We start from the raw sequence: 15,596 nt of genomic DNA on the forward strand, positions 1-15,596 counted from the left end.
AGTTGGTGTTATTGGGTTTTTAGCCCCGATAGAAGTGGAAATCCCACGTTTTTTTGCGTGGATTGGAACGGATAGCGGGAATAGCTTCTAATGATTATTGTATATTTTATTTAGTAGAAAAAAATCGGCAAGTACAAGTGCTGCCATTGCCTCAACAATTGGAACAGCGCGAGGTACAACGCATGGATCGTGACGACCTTTGCCTTGTTGCTCAATAATTTGATTGTTATTTGTTAGTGTTTCTTGTTTTTGAATAAGTGTGGCAACTGGTTTGAAGGCTACACGAAAATAAATATCCATTCCGTTGGAAATTCCGCCTTGAATTCCACCAGAAAGGTTGGTTTTAGTTGTTCCATCAGTATTGTATAAATCATTGTGTTCGCTTCCTTTCATTTTGGCACCACAAAATCCGCTACCAAATTCAAAACCTTTTACAGCGTTAATAGAAAGCATGGCTTTGCCCAATTCGGCATGTAATTTATCAAAAACCGGCTCACCTAAACCAATAGGTACATTCTGAATGACACAAGTTATGGTTCCTCCTACTGTATCTCCTTGTTTTTTGATTTCTTTGATGTAATTTTCCATTTTTTGGGCTGTTGCCAAATCTGGACAACGCACTGGATTACTTTCTATTAAATTGAAATCTAAATCTTGGTACATTTTGTCAATAAAAATATATCCAACTGAAGAGACAAATGCGTTTATTTTAATGTCGGGTATGCTTTGTTTTGCAACAGCACCAGCTACTACTCTACTAGATGTTTCACGAGCTGAGCTTCGACCTCCACCCCGATAATCCCGAATTCCGTATTTTTTTTCATAGACATAATCGGCATGACTTGGGCGGTAAGAGTCTTTTATGTGCGAATAATCATCTGATTTTTGATTGGTATTTGGAATTATAAATCCGATTGGAGTTCCTGTAGTTTTTCCTTCAAAAATTCCTGAAAGAAACTGAACTTCATCTTCTTCTTTACGCTGTGTAACTATGTTAGATTGACCAGGTTTTCTCCGCTGCATTTCTATTTGAATAGCGTCAAAATCAAGAGTAATTCCTGGTGGACAACCGTCAATAATGCCACCTAAAGCTTCTCCGTGAGATTCGCCAAAAGTAGTTAGTTTGAATATGGTTCCGTAGCTATTTCCAGCCATTTTAATTTTATTTTGAACAAATGTAACTTTTTAGTTTAAGGTTTAAAAGTTTAAAGTTTAAAATCTTATTAAGTAACCGCAATTTGTTAACCTATTCTTTTAGTTTAATTCATATTGGTATTTGTTATTTGCAAAACTTCTAATTGTTACAAATTGAAAAAGCGAAAAGTTGAACTTGTGGTTATTTCTGATGTACATTTGGGTACTTATGGTTGTCATGCTAAGGAATTAGTCAATTATTTATCTTCCATAAAGCCAAAAACATTAATTTTAAATGGAGATATAATAGATATTTGGCAATTTAGAAAATCATATTTTCCTAAAGATCATTTTAAAGTTATAAAAAGTATTATAAATTGTGCCTCTAAAGGTACAAAAGTGCATTATTTAACAGGAAACCACGATGAAATGTTGCGAAAATTTAGTGATACTTTTGTTGGTAATTTTTCATTACAAGATAAATTGTTATTGGATTTAGATGGAAAAAAAGCTTGGATTTTTCACGGTGATGTGTTTGATGCTTCTGTGCAACATTCAAAATGGATTGCAAAATTGGGCGGATTGGGTTATGATTATCTTATTTTAATAAATCGGTTTGTAAACTGGTGCTTGAATAAAATGGGGAAAGAACCTTATTCATTTTCTAAAAAAATAAAAAGTAGTGTTAAAAAAGCAGTGAAATTTATTGGTGATTTTGAAGAAACTGCGACCGATTTAGCCATCGAAAAAAAATATGATTACGTTATTTGTGGACATATTCACGAACCAAAAATAAAAACTGTAGAAAATAAATTTGGAAACACATTGTACTTAAATTCAGGCGATTGGATTGAAAACTTAACTGCATTAGAATACAACAATAAAAGATGGAAATTATTTAAATATTCTGAAAATGCTATTCCAAACATTGAAATGGAAGAAAAAGAATTGTTTGAAATGGAAAACCAAATCAGTGAAGCATATCTAAAAAATTTACTTAAATAAACATAAAAAGCATATTTTAGCCTAAAATTAAAATAAATAAAATGGATTTATCTCAAAACGATTGGTGGACAAAAGCCCAAGAAGATAAAAATAGTATAATTTTAGATGTTCGCACTGCCGAAGAATGTGAAGAAGGTATTATACCAAATGCAATTAACATTGATATTTATAAAGGTCAAGGGTTTATTTATCAAATCGAAGAATTAGACAAATCAAAAAACTATTATATCTATTGCAAAGCTGGAGGAAGAAGCGGACAAGCCTGTAATATTATGAATCAGCTAGGTTTTGAAACTACTTATAACTTAGCAGAAGGATTTGTGCAATGGGAAGGTCCTGTTACTTTGTAAACAACTTATAATCTTATTCCTGGAGGTAATAATTCTTTGTAAACTGGGTTTTTTTTAAAAAAACTAACTATTTTCGGCAAAATAGGAACTACTTTCAACTTTCTTTCTAAAGCAATTGCCATTATGTTTTTTAAAAAATCGGATATAAAATCTTCATTATCAAAATTTTCTGGAACATTTAAGCGGGTTAAAAATATCTTCTTTTCTTGAAATGAATATTCAACTGTAACAATCCCTCCTTCGTAAGCGGTTTCAAATTGTCTTGAAAAAGTGTTGTCTTTGATTTCCATTTTGATAAAATAACATTTAAATAATAGCAAAAATTAAACTAAACACTTAATTTTATACAAAAATACAAATAATAAAGTTTTATTTTACAGAAATAGAAAAAAATGAGTAAAATCCATGTTTATTTTATGCCAGGAATGGCTGCTAGTTCATTAATTTTTGAAAAGATAAAATTACCCGAAGAAACATTTGAAATTCATTTATTGGATTGGTTTATGCCCGAAAAAACAGAATCTTTAGAAGATTATGCTAAAAAAATGGCAAAATCAGTAACTCATAAAAAACCAGTTTTAATTGGCGTTTCTTTTGGTGGGGTTTTAGTACAAGAAATGGCAAAGTTTTTAGACGTTAAAAAAGTAATTTTAATTTCGAGTGTAAAGTCTAATAAGGAACTTCCAACGCGCATGAAAATTGCCAAAACCACCAAAGCCTACAAGCTTTTGCCAACTGGAATGGCACAAAATATCGAAATTTTGTCCAAATTTGCGTTTGGAGGTATTATAAAGCAACGATTAAAACTATACGAAAAATATATGTGCATGAGAGATAAAGTTTATCTGGACTGGTCTATTGAGCAAATTATAAACTGGCAACAAATAAAACCCGACGAAAACTTAATCCACATTCATGGTGATGCAGACGAAGTTTTTCCTATTAAAAACATTAAAGATCCTATAGTAATTAAAGGCGGAACTCACATTATGATTCTAAGCAGATTTAGATGGTTTAACAGCAATTTACCCGAAATTATTCTGAAATAGTTATTCAAAATAACTACTTTTACTTTTTACAAATCTCAAAATGACAAAAAAAATCAAATATAGTATAATCTTAATAGTCATAATAACTAGTGGATTATTAATTAATGCTAAAAAAGACACTAATTTTTATATAAAATTATTCGGAATACCAACAGAAATGAATTTTGCAAATGAAAACGTTCCATTAGAAATTATAGATGTAAGCGAAAGAATGGATCGTGAATTGTTAATAAATACTCATTTACATTCCTCAACTTTACTTATTTTAAAAAGAGCCAATAAAGTTTTCCCTATAATTGAACCTATTTTAGCTAAAAACAATATTCCTGACGATTTTAAATATTTAGCCGTTATAGAAAGTGCTTTGGTAAATGCAGTTTCTAGCGCTGGAGCAAGAGGAATTTGGCAATTTATGCCCGAAACTGCTCGCGAAAAAGGCATGGAAGTTACAGAAACTGTTGACGAACGTTACCATTTGCAAAAATCGACTGAAGCAGCTTGTAAATACCTTTTAATTGCAAAAGAAAAATTTGGTTCTTGGACTTTAGCCGCAGCTTCTTATAATGGCGGAATGGCTGGAATAACTAAACAAATTGAATTTCAAGAAGTAAATAATTACTATGATTTATTGTTGAATGATGAAACTTCTCGCTATGTATTTAGGATTTTGGCATTGAAAGAAATAATGAAAAATCCTGTAAAATATGGTTTCAATCTTCAATCTAAAGATTTGTATGAAAATAAATTAACTAAAATTATCAAAATAGATTCGTCTATTATTAATTTGTCGAGTTTTGCAAAAACACAAGGTGTAAATTATAAAATTTTAAAATACTACAATCCATGGTTGCGAGATAAAAAATTAGACAATACATTAAGAAAAAAATACCAAATAGAAATTCCAATTTCAAATAATTAAAATGAAAAATATGACAGCATCAACAATTGTAGCATTAGCCATTATTGGTTTATTGGCTGGAGTATTAAGTGGATTAGTAGGTGTGGGTGGTGGAATAATTATGGTGCCGCTTCTAATATTAATGCTAGGTTTTACACAGCATCAGGCACAAGGTACAAGTCTAACAGTATTGGTAGTTCCTGTAACTGCTTTGGCGGTTTTTAATTATTACAAAGCTGGGCACATCAATTGGAAATATGCTTTAGTAATTGCTGCCTTCTTTGTGGTTGGAAGTTATTTTAGCAGCAAATTTGCAGTGAATTTAGACCAAAAAACACTAAAGAAAATTTTCAGTATCGTTTTAATCGTAATAGCAGGAAAAATGTTGTTGGAGAAATAATTAATTCGTTGTAAGTTGTTCGTTTGAGATATTTTTTTCAATCAATAAACTTCCTAAACCTTCTCTAAAAGCATTGTAGTTCATAGTATATGCCTTGACATAACTACTTTTACTTGGTGGTTGTGCACCTCCTCTTTTTATATTTACTACTCTTAAATTTTGATCTAAAAAATATGAAGTAGGAAAACCTAGGGTGTGTTTTAAATTAGAAACAATTGTAGCATCATTTTTATAAGATTCGTTTGCATAACAAACTGCAATATTGTGATTAAATTTTCTTGCAATATCTTTTACCTTGAACTTTTTATCCCAAAAAAGAATAATAAACTTAACATTTTTGGCATACTTTTGAGCCAATTTATTCAAAGCCGGAATTTCTCCTTTACTTGGAATGCACCAAGAAGCATAGGTTAAAATAAAAACAGGTTTGTTGTAAGAGCTTAATTTTACATTTTTTACACCAAAACTTTTAAATTTAAAATCTTCAAATTTTGTACCAACAAGATGATTTGCAACAAGAGAGTCAAATAAAACTTGAGCTTTTTCTGTTTCTTTATTCTCATGAGCAATATCACTTTGAATATTATATTTTTTGATATGAGATTTTATAGCAGTATTAAAATCTACCTCCTTATCTTGAGCATTTGTAAGGTTACAAAAAAACAGTAAAATCAATATTGAATAAATATTTTTCATAAAATTGATAATTTATAATCAAATTTATAATTTCACTAACTATATTGAAAATAAAATCGTTAAAGAAGTAATAAAAATCGTTTAAACGTAAAATTAAGTAGATATTTAACTTTAAAATAAAATTTATGTACTTTTAATAAAAGAAATAACAGCATTATTAAATGATAATGGCTGTTCTACATTAACAACATGGCCGCACTTTTCAATTACAAATAGTTTAGATGATTTGTAATGTTTTTCAACTACTTTTCTAACAGAAGGCAAAAACATGTAATCTTCTTCTCCCATTACATAAAGCGTTGGAATATTCAATTCTACTTGACGAAACCATTTAAGTACTGGGTTGATTTCGGCTGTTAATTTAAACCAACGAATAAATTCTTTTTGGTATAATTTTTTAGCTTCATTAATAAACAATAATCTCGATTGTTTGTGATTTTTGTTGGGCATAATCACAAAGGCAAAAAACTTGTATAAAACTAAATATGGCAAAACATATTTAAACATATTCCCCAATCGCATTAGTATTTGAGAGCGAAAATTCATTTTAAGAATTGCACCTCCTAAAATCATACTTTTTACACGATTTGGATGCATTTCGGCCAATTGTCTAATAACAATAGTACCAAGTGAAATACCTACGAAATGAGAAGTTTCTATTTTAAGATAATCTATAACTTCTAGAACATCGTTAGCAATAGATTTGAAAGTATATTTCTTATGAAAAGCTTTTTTAATTTGATCGTTAGAGCTTCCATGACCACGCAAATCAAGCAACAAGACATTATAATATTTTTGAAAATCCCTAATTTGTTTAAACCAAATAGAAGAACTTCCGCCAGCGCCGTGAACAAAAGTTACCCATTGGTCACTTTCTGGATTTTTATAAATAGTATAACTAATCAAACTTATTTTTTTACAAAAATATACTTTTTAATTGAATCTGAACTAATTTAACTTATTATGCAATAATTTAAAATAATCAAAGGCTTTTACTAGTCGGCTTCCGTACCATGAAAACATTTCGCCATCTACAAAAACTGTTTTGGCATGATGGGTAAATCGACCAATCTCAAAGGCATGCTCTTCCTTAAATGGGTAAGGTTCTGAAGACAGAAAAACTAGATCTGGTTCGCCTTCCAATCGCATTTTTGACAATTCAATTTCAGGATAACGACCTTGATTGGCATATATATTTTGAAATTTATTCAACGTTAACATATAATCTACAAAAGTATCTGAACCAACAACCATATAAGGCTCTCGCCAAATAAAATAAGCTACTTTTTGAATGGATTTTTCTTTTATAAAATGAATGAAATCTTGTAAAGCAAAATTGGTTTTGTCCATCCATTTTTGCGCCTCTACTCTCTTATTGAATAGTTGTCCAAAATCGTCAATCATTTTCAAATTGTCTTCAATAGTTATAATATTAGTTACCCAAACTGGACAAATTTTACGAAGTTCGGTCACCATTTCAAGCGTATTTTCTTCTTTATTGGCAATAATAATATCAGGATTTAGTTTTTTAATTTTTTCATAATTCGCTTTTTTAGTACCTCCAACTATAGTTTTAGTAGATTTTAAATGAAATGGATGAACGCAAAACTTGGTTATTCCAACTATGCTTTCTTCCAAGCCCAAATCATACAACAATTCGGTTTGTGAAGGCACAAGTGATATAATTCGGGTTGGTGTTTTTTCTAAAATATGGTTGATTCCTATTTGGTCTGTGAACATATTGTTAATTGATATTGTTAATTGTTTTCATTTTAGAAGACACATCGCTTCCACCCCATTCTACAAGTGTAAAACCTTTTCGTTCTGTTTTTTCTAATTCTTGTTCTGGAATGGAAATTTTATGATCAATTCCATAAAATTCAATAAAAACTCGAATTGAGCTTGTAGGACTTGGATTTATATGATTTTTTGAGATGACATCATAATCCTTATTGAGCCGAAAATGAATAAAATTTAAGTTATTTAATTCTAAAATTGGCAACCAAAATTGAACAAAATCATTAGTTTCATTGTTATTTAGTCCTATAAATTCTAATTTGTTAATTAAAAATGATGTTAAATCGTTTTTTGAAACTACAAAACCTGTTTTATAATCAAAGTGCTTATCTGGGTAATTAATTTCTCCGTCCCAAAATAATGAATTGTAAAATCGCTTTGTATTTTTTTCAAATAGTTGTCCATTTGGATAAGCTGTAACTTCCCATTTTTGTTTGTATTCTGGAAATGTAGTTTGCAATTTTCCATCAAAATTAAAAGTTACATTTACCTCCATTTTTTCAGTTGGATATAGATACATTACGGGTTTTAAAACTCTAATATTTTGATCTGCCATTTTTGGAATTTCTTTTAACTTAATTAAAATTTTAGTCTTCTTTTTTACTAAAATTCTTTGTGATTCAAGACCAATTGCAGAAAATTCCAAAACATCGTTTTTGTTAGTTTCGATTTCAAAATAACCTTCATTATTGGATAAAGTAGTGTTTTGAGTATTTAAATTTTTAATTAAAATATTTGATAATTTAACGTTTTCACAATCGGTAATCACTCCAGAAATAAGAATTTTTTTCTCTTTTTCGTTTGAGGAAAATTCAAGTGCATATAATCGTTGCAAGTCTAGAATTTGATTTTTTGATATGTTTTTTGAAGTAATTTCTATAACGCCATTTTTTACTTTTTCACCATATTTTGCAACCCCATCTGATGATTTTAAAGATTTTACAGCCGCAATGTTTTCAGGTTTTAAGTTTTTCATAAAATCATCTTGTACTACTTTATTGTTAAAAACAACCATGGGTTTGTTACCTTGAGATAAACTGATGGTTTTCAAATTTTGACAAAATGCATTTTGGATACTAAAAAACAGTATCATTAAAAATAGAAATTTTAAATTTTTCATAACTGTTATTTTTTATTTATAGTTTTAGCTTCTCCGTTTTTAGTTATAATGATTACAACTCCTTTTTTACCTTTTTCACCATATTTTACTATAGCTTCTTGACCAGTATAAATGGTTGTTTTTATAATATCTTGTTGGTCTAATGGCGAATATGGGCTGGTTGGGTTTTTACCAAAAAGTGATTCTTCATTGTATTCTACGCCATTAATAATATATAAAGGTTCGTCTAGATAAAGAGGGATTTAATCCTCGTTTCTAATGCATTATAAACCAGTAATATATAATTGATATTAAATTTGGGTAACCGAATTTACCCCCTTTTTTATCGTTTTTGAATTCTGTTAATTTGTGAACTGTAAAAGTACAAAATTAAGTAGTTAAAACAAAATATTTCAGGCGGAAACATTATCAAAAAATGAACTAGTTAATAGTCTAGTTAGCAGATTTCTAAAGTTCAGTTTTTAGTAATCTTATGTAACTTTTTCTAGCCAATTATCAAAGGTTCTACCTGCTCATATTTTAAACTGGTGTAAACACAAAACTCCTCGATTGATACTAACTCATTTTCAAGCTTGTTAAGCTCAATTCTCATCTTTTGCAACAATCTAATGCTTTGTCGATAACTCTTTCCAGTAATGCGTTGTATGTCCTTTGGGTAGATACATAATCTCTTATTTTCTGTTTTCATACATTATCTATGCCTTTGACTAGGCCTTGACTTACTTCAAAAGCCTATAATCCAAATTTTTGCATTGTGTAAAATTAGAAAAAAAATCCTTTGTGTAATAATCTGTGATTTATGACTGTTTGAGAGGCTTATATATTGCCATTTGCGGTCATTTCTGCCATTTACGTTGTAAAGTGTCATATTGAACATTAACACCTTTTTTATTCTGTTTAATTGGCTAAAATTTGTTTCGAAATCAATCGGAAGATGTTGCAACAGAAAGATGATTTAGAGTAATTATTAATCTTAATTTTAGAAATTATGGCAAGACAGAAAGGCATAATTAAATTGAAAGGTACTATTGGAGATATTACTTTTTACAAAACCCAAGACGGACACTTGGCTCGTGAAAAAGGAGGAATCGATGCGAGCAGAATTGCGAGTGATCCAGCGTTTCAAAGAACTCGTGAAAATGGTTCGGAATTTGGACGAGCTGGAAAGGCAGGTAAAGTTTTGCGAACTGCTTTGAGAGCGCTGCTTTTGAATTCTGCTGATGGTAGAATGGTAAGCCGTTTAACCCAACAAATGGTAAAAGTTATCCAAGCTGATTTGGTTAACGAAAGAGGTTTGCGAAACGTGATTGACGGCGAAGCTGAATTGCTTGTTGGGTTTGAGTTCAATATTCGAGGTAAACTAGGAACCAGTTTATTTGCTCCTTTTGTGGGTGCAATTGACAGAGTTACTGGAAATATTACTGTGGATTTAGCTCCATTTATTCCGATTAATATGATTGCTGCACCGAGTGGAACTACGCATTATAAAATTATTTCGGCTGGAGCTGAAATTGATTTTGAGGCTGAAACATTTGTAGTTGCCAATTCGGAAACTGCAATTTTACCTTGGGATGCAGTTGCTACGGTTGCTATTGCTCAAGTTAATGCGGTTACTCCAGCGAGTACCAAACCACTTTTCTTGGCTTTAGGCGTTGAGTTTTATCAAGAAGTAAATGGTGCAATGTACCCACTTAAAAATGGTGCATACAATCCATTATCGCTAGTGCAAGTTAGCGGATTGTAAGATGGTTTTAGAACTATCGAGAACTTATTTCCCAGATGGAACAAACGGCAAACTCGAATGCGAGGGCAAAATGATTTGTTACACTATTGAATTGCCTTGGAAGAATAACGAAACGAAGGTTTCCTGTATTCCAGATGGGAAGTATTTTATTAAAAAGCGATACAGTCGCAAGTTTCAATGGCATTTGGAAGTGATTGATGTAAAAAATAGAAAGTTTATTCTATTTCATCCTGCCAATAATGCTTTGAAAGAACTAAACGGATGTATTGCGCCAGTGACGAAAATATGCGGACCAGGATTAGGTCTGCAATCTAGACTGGCATTTGCCAAGTTGAAAAACTTGGTTTACGGTGCTTTGGATAGCACAGAAACAGTTTTATTAATTATTAAATCATAAATAATATGAAAAATTTAATCGGAGCAATTGCTCCAACAAATCGAATTTTAGGAAGCTTCAAATTTTTGATGCTTATTGTATTGGTAGCTATCGGTTTTACAAGTTGTAAAGACCAATCAAAATCGGAAGTTTCGCCAGAAACTGAATTAATTGCAAAAGCAGATTTGCAAGGTGCACAAAGTAATTTTGGTATTGGTGGAAATGGCGGTCAAGAAAGACGAAATTTTGACATCGGTGGAATTGGTGGAGGACAAACGCCTCCTAGACGCATTTGTGAAATGTATTCTACTAAAGAAATCGGCGGAGGTAAAAACTCTAATGGCGGTTTAGAAAAACCTTCTGATACTGGAGGAAGAGGTAATCAAGGCACAACTGGCGAGTATGCTGTTTCCGATATTGGAGGTAGAAATACTAATTCAACCGAAAATTACACTTCAAACGATATTGGTGGTAGAGGAACAAATACTGGAACTGGAGAATATTCTATTTCAGATATTGGTGGTGGTACAGGAGGAAAAGGAACTTCAAGCGATACTGGTCAAATAGACTCTTCAGATGATTGGGACGATATAGACACAGGCGGTAGAGGTACAAGCACAAATACTGGAGAATATTCTTTTGCTGATACTGGAGGAAAGAACTCTACTAGTGGTTTAGAAAAACCATCTGATATTGGAGGAAGAGGTGGTGTTGAACCACCAGGTTATATTGATCCAAACACTGAACTACCGACAAATAAAAGATTTGGTTGTATTCGCAGTCCATTTTAATTGTTGAATAGAAAAAAAAAAAATTATGAATGTTATTAAAAGAGCGAAAGCTCCCACTCCGAAATTTTTTAAAGTGCTTCGAAATATTGGTTTGGTAATCGCTACAGTTGGCGGAACGATTTTAGCTGCTCCAGTAGCTTTGCCAGTTGTGGTTACCACAATTGGCGGTTATTTAGCTGTTGCTGGTGGAGTTGTTTCAGCAGTTAGCCAATTAACAACTCAAAAAGATGCAAGCGCAAAGTAATCCAACTTTAGTTGGTACTGCTGGCGGCACATTTTTGAGCATTGTACCGAATATCTTATCCGAAGATGTTGTAAAAACGGTTATTTTAGCAACCGTTGGAGCCATTGTAAGTTTTACGATATCGCTACTACTCAAATGCCTAACAAAGAAGCACGGAAAATAGTTTAACTCTAGTTGTGGTGACCTTTGGGTTAAACTTGAAAATGCCCTTTCCGAATGGATTGGGCATTTTTTTATTAAATCTCCTCAAACAAATTGAGTGTTACTTCTAAAACCACAACTTCGGAATTATGATTGTATAATTCTTGCCATTTTGCGCTGTCAATGGCTTTGGCTCTAGTGTCGAAAATGCCAAAACATACTCTTGATGCTTTGGACTTCCAATTGTCGGTTTGGTACAAAATAAATAGTTTCATAATAGCGGATTAAGATTAGTTATTATTTTCTGCAATACCTGTATAAAATGCTTCTGCGTAAGTCATTTATGAGGTTTATATTTTCGTGAAATTGTTTTTCTTTTTGCTCTAAAAGTTTTAGTGCCGCAACATTTTTCTGATGCTCTTCGTGTTCTTGCATCATTAAGCTAGCTTTTGGATTAAATTCGTTTTTGAAGTCTGGAAGGCGTAAAAATGGAATTACTGAACCGCAAAGAAACTGATGCCAAAACTAGGTTTGCCATAAGCTGTAAGCGACAAAATAAATACTTTCGCAATCTGTTTCGTTTTGAAAAACAACCACAAAGCTGTTAGTAAATGGCGTGTTTTGTGGCTTTCCGCTGTTCATCCCTTTGTTAAGTATGAATAAATGAGGTTTGGCGTATAATGTGTCTTTTCTGTGCGTTTTGATGATAAAATTCGGCATACTTTCGGTTTTTAAGATGATGTGCCTCGTTACCACAAGCCACACATAAAATTTTTAAAAGAAAAAAAAAGAAAAAAAAGAAAGTCATCTATCAAGTGGAGGTTTCAAGAAAAACAAGTTTTTTAGAAAAAATACTACCCGATACATCATCGGAAATGTAGGTGTGAAATCGGAAGTAAATGTTGTTGCGAAACGTTATGGGTGGAGATTTTTTCTAAAACCCGCAGGGCTTGAACTTTTTTTTCTTGAAACCGGAACTTACCTTTACTTTCTTTTATTTATTATTTTTTTATTTTCTTCTAATCCGAGAAGTTTCTATTGAAGACTGATTTAAAAATGTTGATGAAGTAGATGAGGTTCTTTGGAAAGGGTATGAAATTTTATTGGTGCATAAAATTAAAAACAATAACAACGCTTTTATGTCGCCATTAAAATTTCATACTCTTTCTTACCGTTTGATTTTTTGAGGATGCCTTTTGGTCAGTCAGAAGTAACAGTTTTCAGTTAGCAGTATATTGTCTTATGAAAATGGGAAGCATCTTCAAAAAACAATGCAAATACTTACCTAGTGCGTTGGCAGAAGCTCAAAGCAAGTGTATCTTTTTTTATTTGCTTACCGAGATGTTTCTGATTGATTTTACTATCGGCTTGATGCCAACACTTCCTGAAAATGATAGATTTGATTTTAATGTGAATAGTCTTTTGAAACCGCTAGGCATCAAGCTGATGGAAAATTAATTTACCAAGTGTTTCTAGCAAAAAAAAGATACTCTTGCTGGCATTTTTGGTTTTGTGGGTAGAAAAATGGCTTTTACCATAGGCAAATCCACTACACTTATTAAGCCATTTTTTTACTTACAAAAGCAATGCAAACACTACCGATTAAACCACACAGTTGCTAAAAACAGTTACCGTAAAAGTTCTTTAAAGCAAGTACAACCGTAAAGTTTCCGATGGAATAGAGAACGTTGTTAAAGACAGTGGCGAAGGACGGTGTTTTTTGTAGTTGGGTGATGCGATGGGAGCTGCAAAAAATGTTGTCCTGGAGCCACTGGCAAGCGCGTTGGCAGGAGCGGCTGTTTTACATAAATGATATTATAACTTCATTGCAAAAACCAAAAAACAATAAACTCGCTTTGTGATGAATTATAATACTCAATTATGTAACACAGCTTTGGGAAAAAAATTACTGGCGCAAGTTGCGAAGCATACGTGTTTTTTCTAAAAACTGTGTCAGTAATTTTTTGGAGCGTTGGCAAAGGAGTGGCTTCTGAAACATAAAACGTTCTTTACCATCGAACGAAAATCAATTGTTGTTAGAAATGAAATGATTTTTTAATCGTATTTAAACGTATAATCTACTAAATGTGATGTAGGTAATTTTCCGGTTGGATTGTAATACGCATGAACATCTCTGCCTCTTTCTGAAATAAGGTGTAAATTTTTTCGAGCTCTTGAAGCTAATACATAAAGCATTTTTTTTGAATTGACTATGCCATTATTATCAGTAAAGTGAGGGACATAATCATTTAAAAGAGCAAATCCAATCATTGTATCGTATTCTTCACCTTTTACTCCGTGAATTGTTGAAACTGTAATACCTTCTCTTTGTTTGAATACTTTCCTGAAATTTTCTATACTACCAATAAACTCATTACCTTCCTTTACTAATCTTTCTATCCTTTTTTCGGAACTATTAAAAAATGAATCATAATGTTCTTGTAGCGTTGAGAATAATTTTAATTCAACCTTTAATACACTACAAATTTCTGCAAATACTAGTTTTAAATATTCTAATCCATCCTCTTCATCAAAAGTGATGGAATTACATAACTTTAAGAAGCTTTTATTTGAAATTGATATATCAACTCCTGCATTATAAAAATCTTCTAATATTTCTCTACTCCACCGAAGTCTCCTTATGTACAAATTAGGAGAAGGTTCTGTCAAAACAATTTTAGAAAGCTTATACCAAAAATTATCTATGTCCCTTGAGAAAGGAGCCATTCCTGGCCCATCAAAGCTGTAGTCTGGTAATTTAATCATTAGATTTCGAGTTAAACTTGCGAGGTGAATCCATTGTGGTGCTGCAATGCATATTTCGTTTGGAGAAATTCCTTTTTCATTTATATTATAAACAATAATCCTTACAATTTCATCAACAAGATTTTCTCTTGCAACGGTTTGATTAAATGTTATAATACTATTGTATTCTTTGTCTTTTCCTGATGGAACAATTGAATTATCGTAAGTTTTATAATAATCAAAGTAATTTATAATTTTTGTTGATGATCTATAATTTTGAGATAGAGAATATTCAATTAAAGGAAATTTTAGTAATATCTCTAAATCAATTTTACTCATAGGAAAGCCTCCCAATGATTCGTAAATTGATTGGTTTGGATCTCCAACAATTAAAACTTTTGAATTTCCATTATTAGCAGATAAAATTGAAGAAATAATATCATATTGAATCTCTTTTGTGTCTTGGTATTCATCAATAAGGATAAACGGAAATATTTTTGATAAAATGTTATTAATAATTTTATTCTCTTTCAACAACTTATCGGAATAAAATAAGATTTGCTCAAAATCAATTTGATTGTTATTTTTTAAGATTTCAAAATACTTTAAAAGAATTGATTCGACAATAGTCCTTTTTGCTTCGGTACTTGATGTTAGAAAGTATTGCCCTTTTTTAGCAATAAAACTACAATCATAATAAGTTACTTTTTGAGCTTTATAAGGTTCACATAAAGTTGAAATGATTTCTTCAGATTCATGAGAATTTAAAACTCGAAAACCATTTTTAAGTTCTTTTAGGTATAATGAATATGGTCTTAAAACCCATTCTAAACAGAAAGAATGAATTGTACCAATCCAAAGTTGCCTGATATCTACACCAAGTAATTCAACTCGTTCTTTTATCTCATCAGCCGCAGCGTTTGTGTAAGTGATTGCTATTATATATTCTTTTTCAGATTTTAATCTTGAAAGCTCATAAGCAATTTTATAAGTTAGCGTCCTAGTTTTTCCACTTCCGGGACAAGCTATTAGTATAATACTGTTTTCTTCATAAATAGCATCTTCTTGTTCGGTATTTAAATCTCCTTTATTCCAGATAAACATAA

19 protein-coding genes and 1 pseudogene are annotated in these 15,596 nt (G+C 31.4%); 11 read left to right on the top strand and 9 right to left on the bottom strand.

Annotation, left to right across the window (positions count from 1 at the left end; genetic code table 11):
* Positions 1-87: 87 nt before the first annotated feature.
* Positions 88-1,155 (bottom strand): chorismate synthase, encoded by a 1,068-nt coding sequence (aroC, locus tag RMO70_RS11785; RefSeq protein ID WP_310556634.1) that lies wholly within the window; start codon positions 1,153-1,155, stop codon positions 88-90.
* Between the two features lie 153 nt (positions 1,156-1,308).
* Here aroC and RMO70_RS11790 point away from each other — a divergent pair, with 153 nt between their 5' ends.
* Together RMO70_RS11790 and RMO70_RS11795 are read left to right on the top strand one after the other, a co-directional pair.
* Positions 1,309-2,139: a UDP-2,3-diacylglucosamine diphosphatase gene (locus RMO70_RS11790; RefSeq protein ID WP_310556635.1), complete on the top strand. Its 831-nt coding sequence runs from the start codon at positions 1,309-1,311 to the stop codon at positions 2,137-2,139.
* A 41-nt stretch (positions 2,140-2,180) separates the two neighbouring features.
* On the top strand, positions 2,181-2,489 hold the full coding sequence (locus RMO70_RS11795; RefSeq protein WP_310556636.1) for a rhodanese-like domain-containing protein: 309 nt from the start codon (positions 2,181-2,183) through the stop codon (positions 2,487-2,489).
* 5 nt (positions 2,490-2,494) lie between these two features.
* Here the strand turns inward: RMO70_RS11795 and RMO70_RS11800 are convergent, their stop codons facing one another.
* Positions 2,495-2,779, bottom strand: a complete 285-nt coding sequence (locus RMO70_RS11800) for an N-acetyltransferase (RefSeq protein ID WP_310556637.1) — start codon at positions 2,777-2,779, stop codon at positions 2,495-2,497.
* 102 nt (positions 2,780-2,881) lie between these two features.
* Here RMO70_RS11800 and RMO70_RS11805 point away from each other — a divergent pair, with 102 nt between their 5' ends.
* The 3 genes from RMO70_RS11805 to RMO70_RS11815 are packed head-to-tail and all read left to right on the top strand — an operon-like array spanning position 2,882 to position 4,836.
* Positions 2,882-3,538, top strand: coding sequence for an alpha/beta hydrolase (locus RMO70_RS11805; protein ID WP_310556638.1), 657 nt, complete (start codon positions 2,882-2,884; stop codon positions 3,536-3,538).
* 40 nt (positions 3,539-3,578) lie between these two features.
* Entirely contained in the window at positions 3,579-4,457 is an 879-nt protein-coding gene (locus tag RMO70_RS11810) for a lytic transglycosylase domain-containing protein (RefSeq protein WP_310556639.1), read from the top strand.
* A gap of 10 nt (positions 4,458-4,467) precedes the next feature.
* Positions 4,468-4,836: a sulfite exporter TauE/SafE family protein gene (locus RMO70_RS11815; protein ID WP_310556680.1), complete on the top strand. Its 369-nt coding sequence runs from the start codon at positions 4,468-4,470 to the stop codon at positions 4,834-4,836.
* On the opposite strand, the gene RMO70_RS11820 is transcribed toward RMO70_RS11815, so the two are convergent.
* The 4 genes from RMO70_RS11820 to RMO70_RS11835 form a co-directional block, all read right to left on the bottom strand.
* Entirely contained in the window at positions 4,837-5,532 is a 696-nt protein-coding gene (locus RMO70_RS11820; RefSeq protein WP_310556640.1) for a TlpA disulfide reductase family protein, read from the bottom strand. It abuts the gene before it with no gap.
* A 123-nt stretch (positions 5,533-5,655) separates the two neighbouring features.
* Positions 5,656-6,438 (bottom strand): alpha/beta hydrolase, encoded by a 783-nt coding sequence (locus RMO70_RS11825; protein ID WP_310556641.1) that lies wholly within the window; start codon positions 6,436-6,438, stop codon positions 5,656-5,658.
* 42 nt (positions 6,439-6,480) lie between these two features.
* Positions 6,481-7,272, bottom strand: coding sequence for a helical backbone metal receptor (locus RMO70_RS11830; protein WP_310556642.1), 792 nt, complete (start codon positions 7,270-7,272; stop codon positions 6,481-6,483).
* 4 nt (positions 7,273-7,276) lie between these two features.
* Positions 7,277-8,449, bottom strand: a complete 1,173-nt coding sequence (locus RMO70_RS11835; protein ID WP_310556643.1) for a hypothetical protein — start codon at positions 8,447-8,449, stop codon at positions 7,277-7,279.
* A 988-nt stretch (positions 8,450-9,437) separates the two neighbouring features.
* On the opposite strand from RMO70_RS11835, the gene RMO70_RS11840 reads away from it, so the two are divergent.
* The 5 genes from RMO70_RS11840 to RMO70_RS11860 are packed head-to-tail and all read left to right on the top strand — an operon-like array spanning position 9,438 to position 11,767.
* The gene (locus RMO70_RS11840) at positions 9,438-10,193 is read left to right on the top strand and encodes a hypothetical protein (protein ID WP_310556644.1); all 756 of its coding nucleotides are present in this window, start codon (positions 9,438-9,440) and stop codon (positions 10,191-10,193) included.
* 1 nt (position 10,194) lies between these two features.
* Positions 10,195-10,590 (top strand): DUF5675 family protein, encoded by a 396-nt coding sequence (locus RMO70_RS11845; protein ID WP_310556645.1) that lies wholly within the window; start codon positions 10,195-10,197, stop codon positions 10,588-10,590.
* A gap of 5 nt (positions 10,591-10,595) precedes the next feature.
* Positions 10,596-11,360 carry a hypothetical protein gene (locus RMO70_RS11850; RefSeq protein WP_310556646.1) on the top strand — a complete coding sequence of 255 codons (765 nt, stop codon included), beginning with the start codon at positions 10,596-10,598 and terminating at the stop codon, positions 11,358-11,360.
* 25 nt (positions 11,361-11,385) lie between these two features.
* Positions 11,386-11,604 carry a hypothetical protein gene (locus RMO70_RS11855; protein WP_310556647.1) on the top strand — a complete coding sequence of 73 codons (219 nt, stop codon included), beginning with the start codon at positions 11,386-11,388 and terminating at the stop codon, positions 11,602-11,604.
* The gene (locus RMO70_RS11860) at positions 11,588-11,767 is read left to right on the top strand and encodes a hypothetical protein (RefSeq protein ID WP_310556648.1); all 180 of its coding nucleotides are present in this window, start codon (positions 11,588-11,590) and stop codon (positions 11,765-11,767) included. Before RMO70_RS11855 ends, RMO70_RS11860 begins: the two co-directional genes overlap by 17 nt.
* 73 nt (positions 11,768-11,840) lie before the next feature.
* On the opposite strand, the gene RMO70_RS11865 is transcribed toward RMO70_RS11860, so the two are convergent.
* Positions 11,841-12,020 (bottom strand): hypothetical protein, encoded by a 180-nt coding sequence (locus tag RMO70_RS11865; RefSeq protein ID WP_035128859.1) that lies wholly within the window; start codon positions 12,018-12,020, stop codon positions 11,841-11,843.
* 22 nt (positions 12,021-12,042) lie between these two features.
* A pseudogene (locus RMO70_RS16930) lies at positions 12,043-12,465 on the bottom strand (DUF6943 family protein).
* A 528-nt stretch (positions 12,466-12,993) separates the two neighbouring features.
* Here RMO70_RS16930 and RMO70_RS11880 point away from each other — a divergent pair.
* Positions 12,994-13,203 (top strand): hypothetical protein, encoded by a 210-nt coding sequence (locus RMO70_RS11880; protein WP_310556651.1) that lies wholly within the window; start codon positions 12,994-12,996, stop codon positions 13,201-13,203.
* A gap of 597 nt (positions 13,204-13,800) precedes the next feature.
* On the opposite strand, the gene RMO70_RS11885 is transcribed toward RMO70_RS11880, so the two are convergent.
* A complete protein-coding gene (locus RMO70_RS11885) occupies positions 13,801-15,594 on the bottom strand; it encodes a UvrD-helicase domain-containing protein (RefSeq protein ID WP_310556652.1) in 1,794 nt (597 codons plus the stop codon).
* Positions 15,595-15,596 lie beyond the last annotated feature (2 nt).

The sequence above is a fragment of the Flavobacterium sp. genome, assembly GCF_031422135.1.
Taxonomy (GTDB): domain Bacteria; phylum Bacteroidota; class Bacteroidia; order Flavobacteriales; family Flavobacteriaceae; genus Flavobacterium.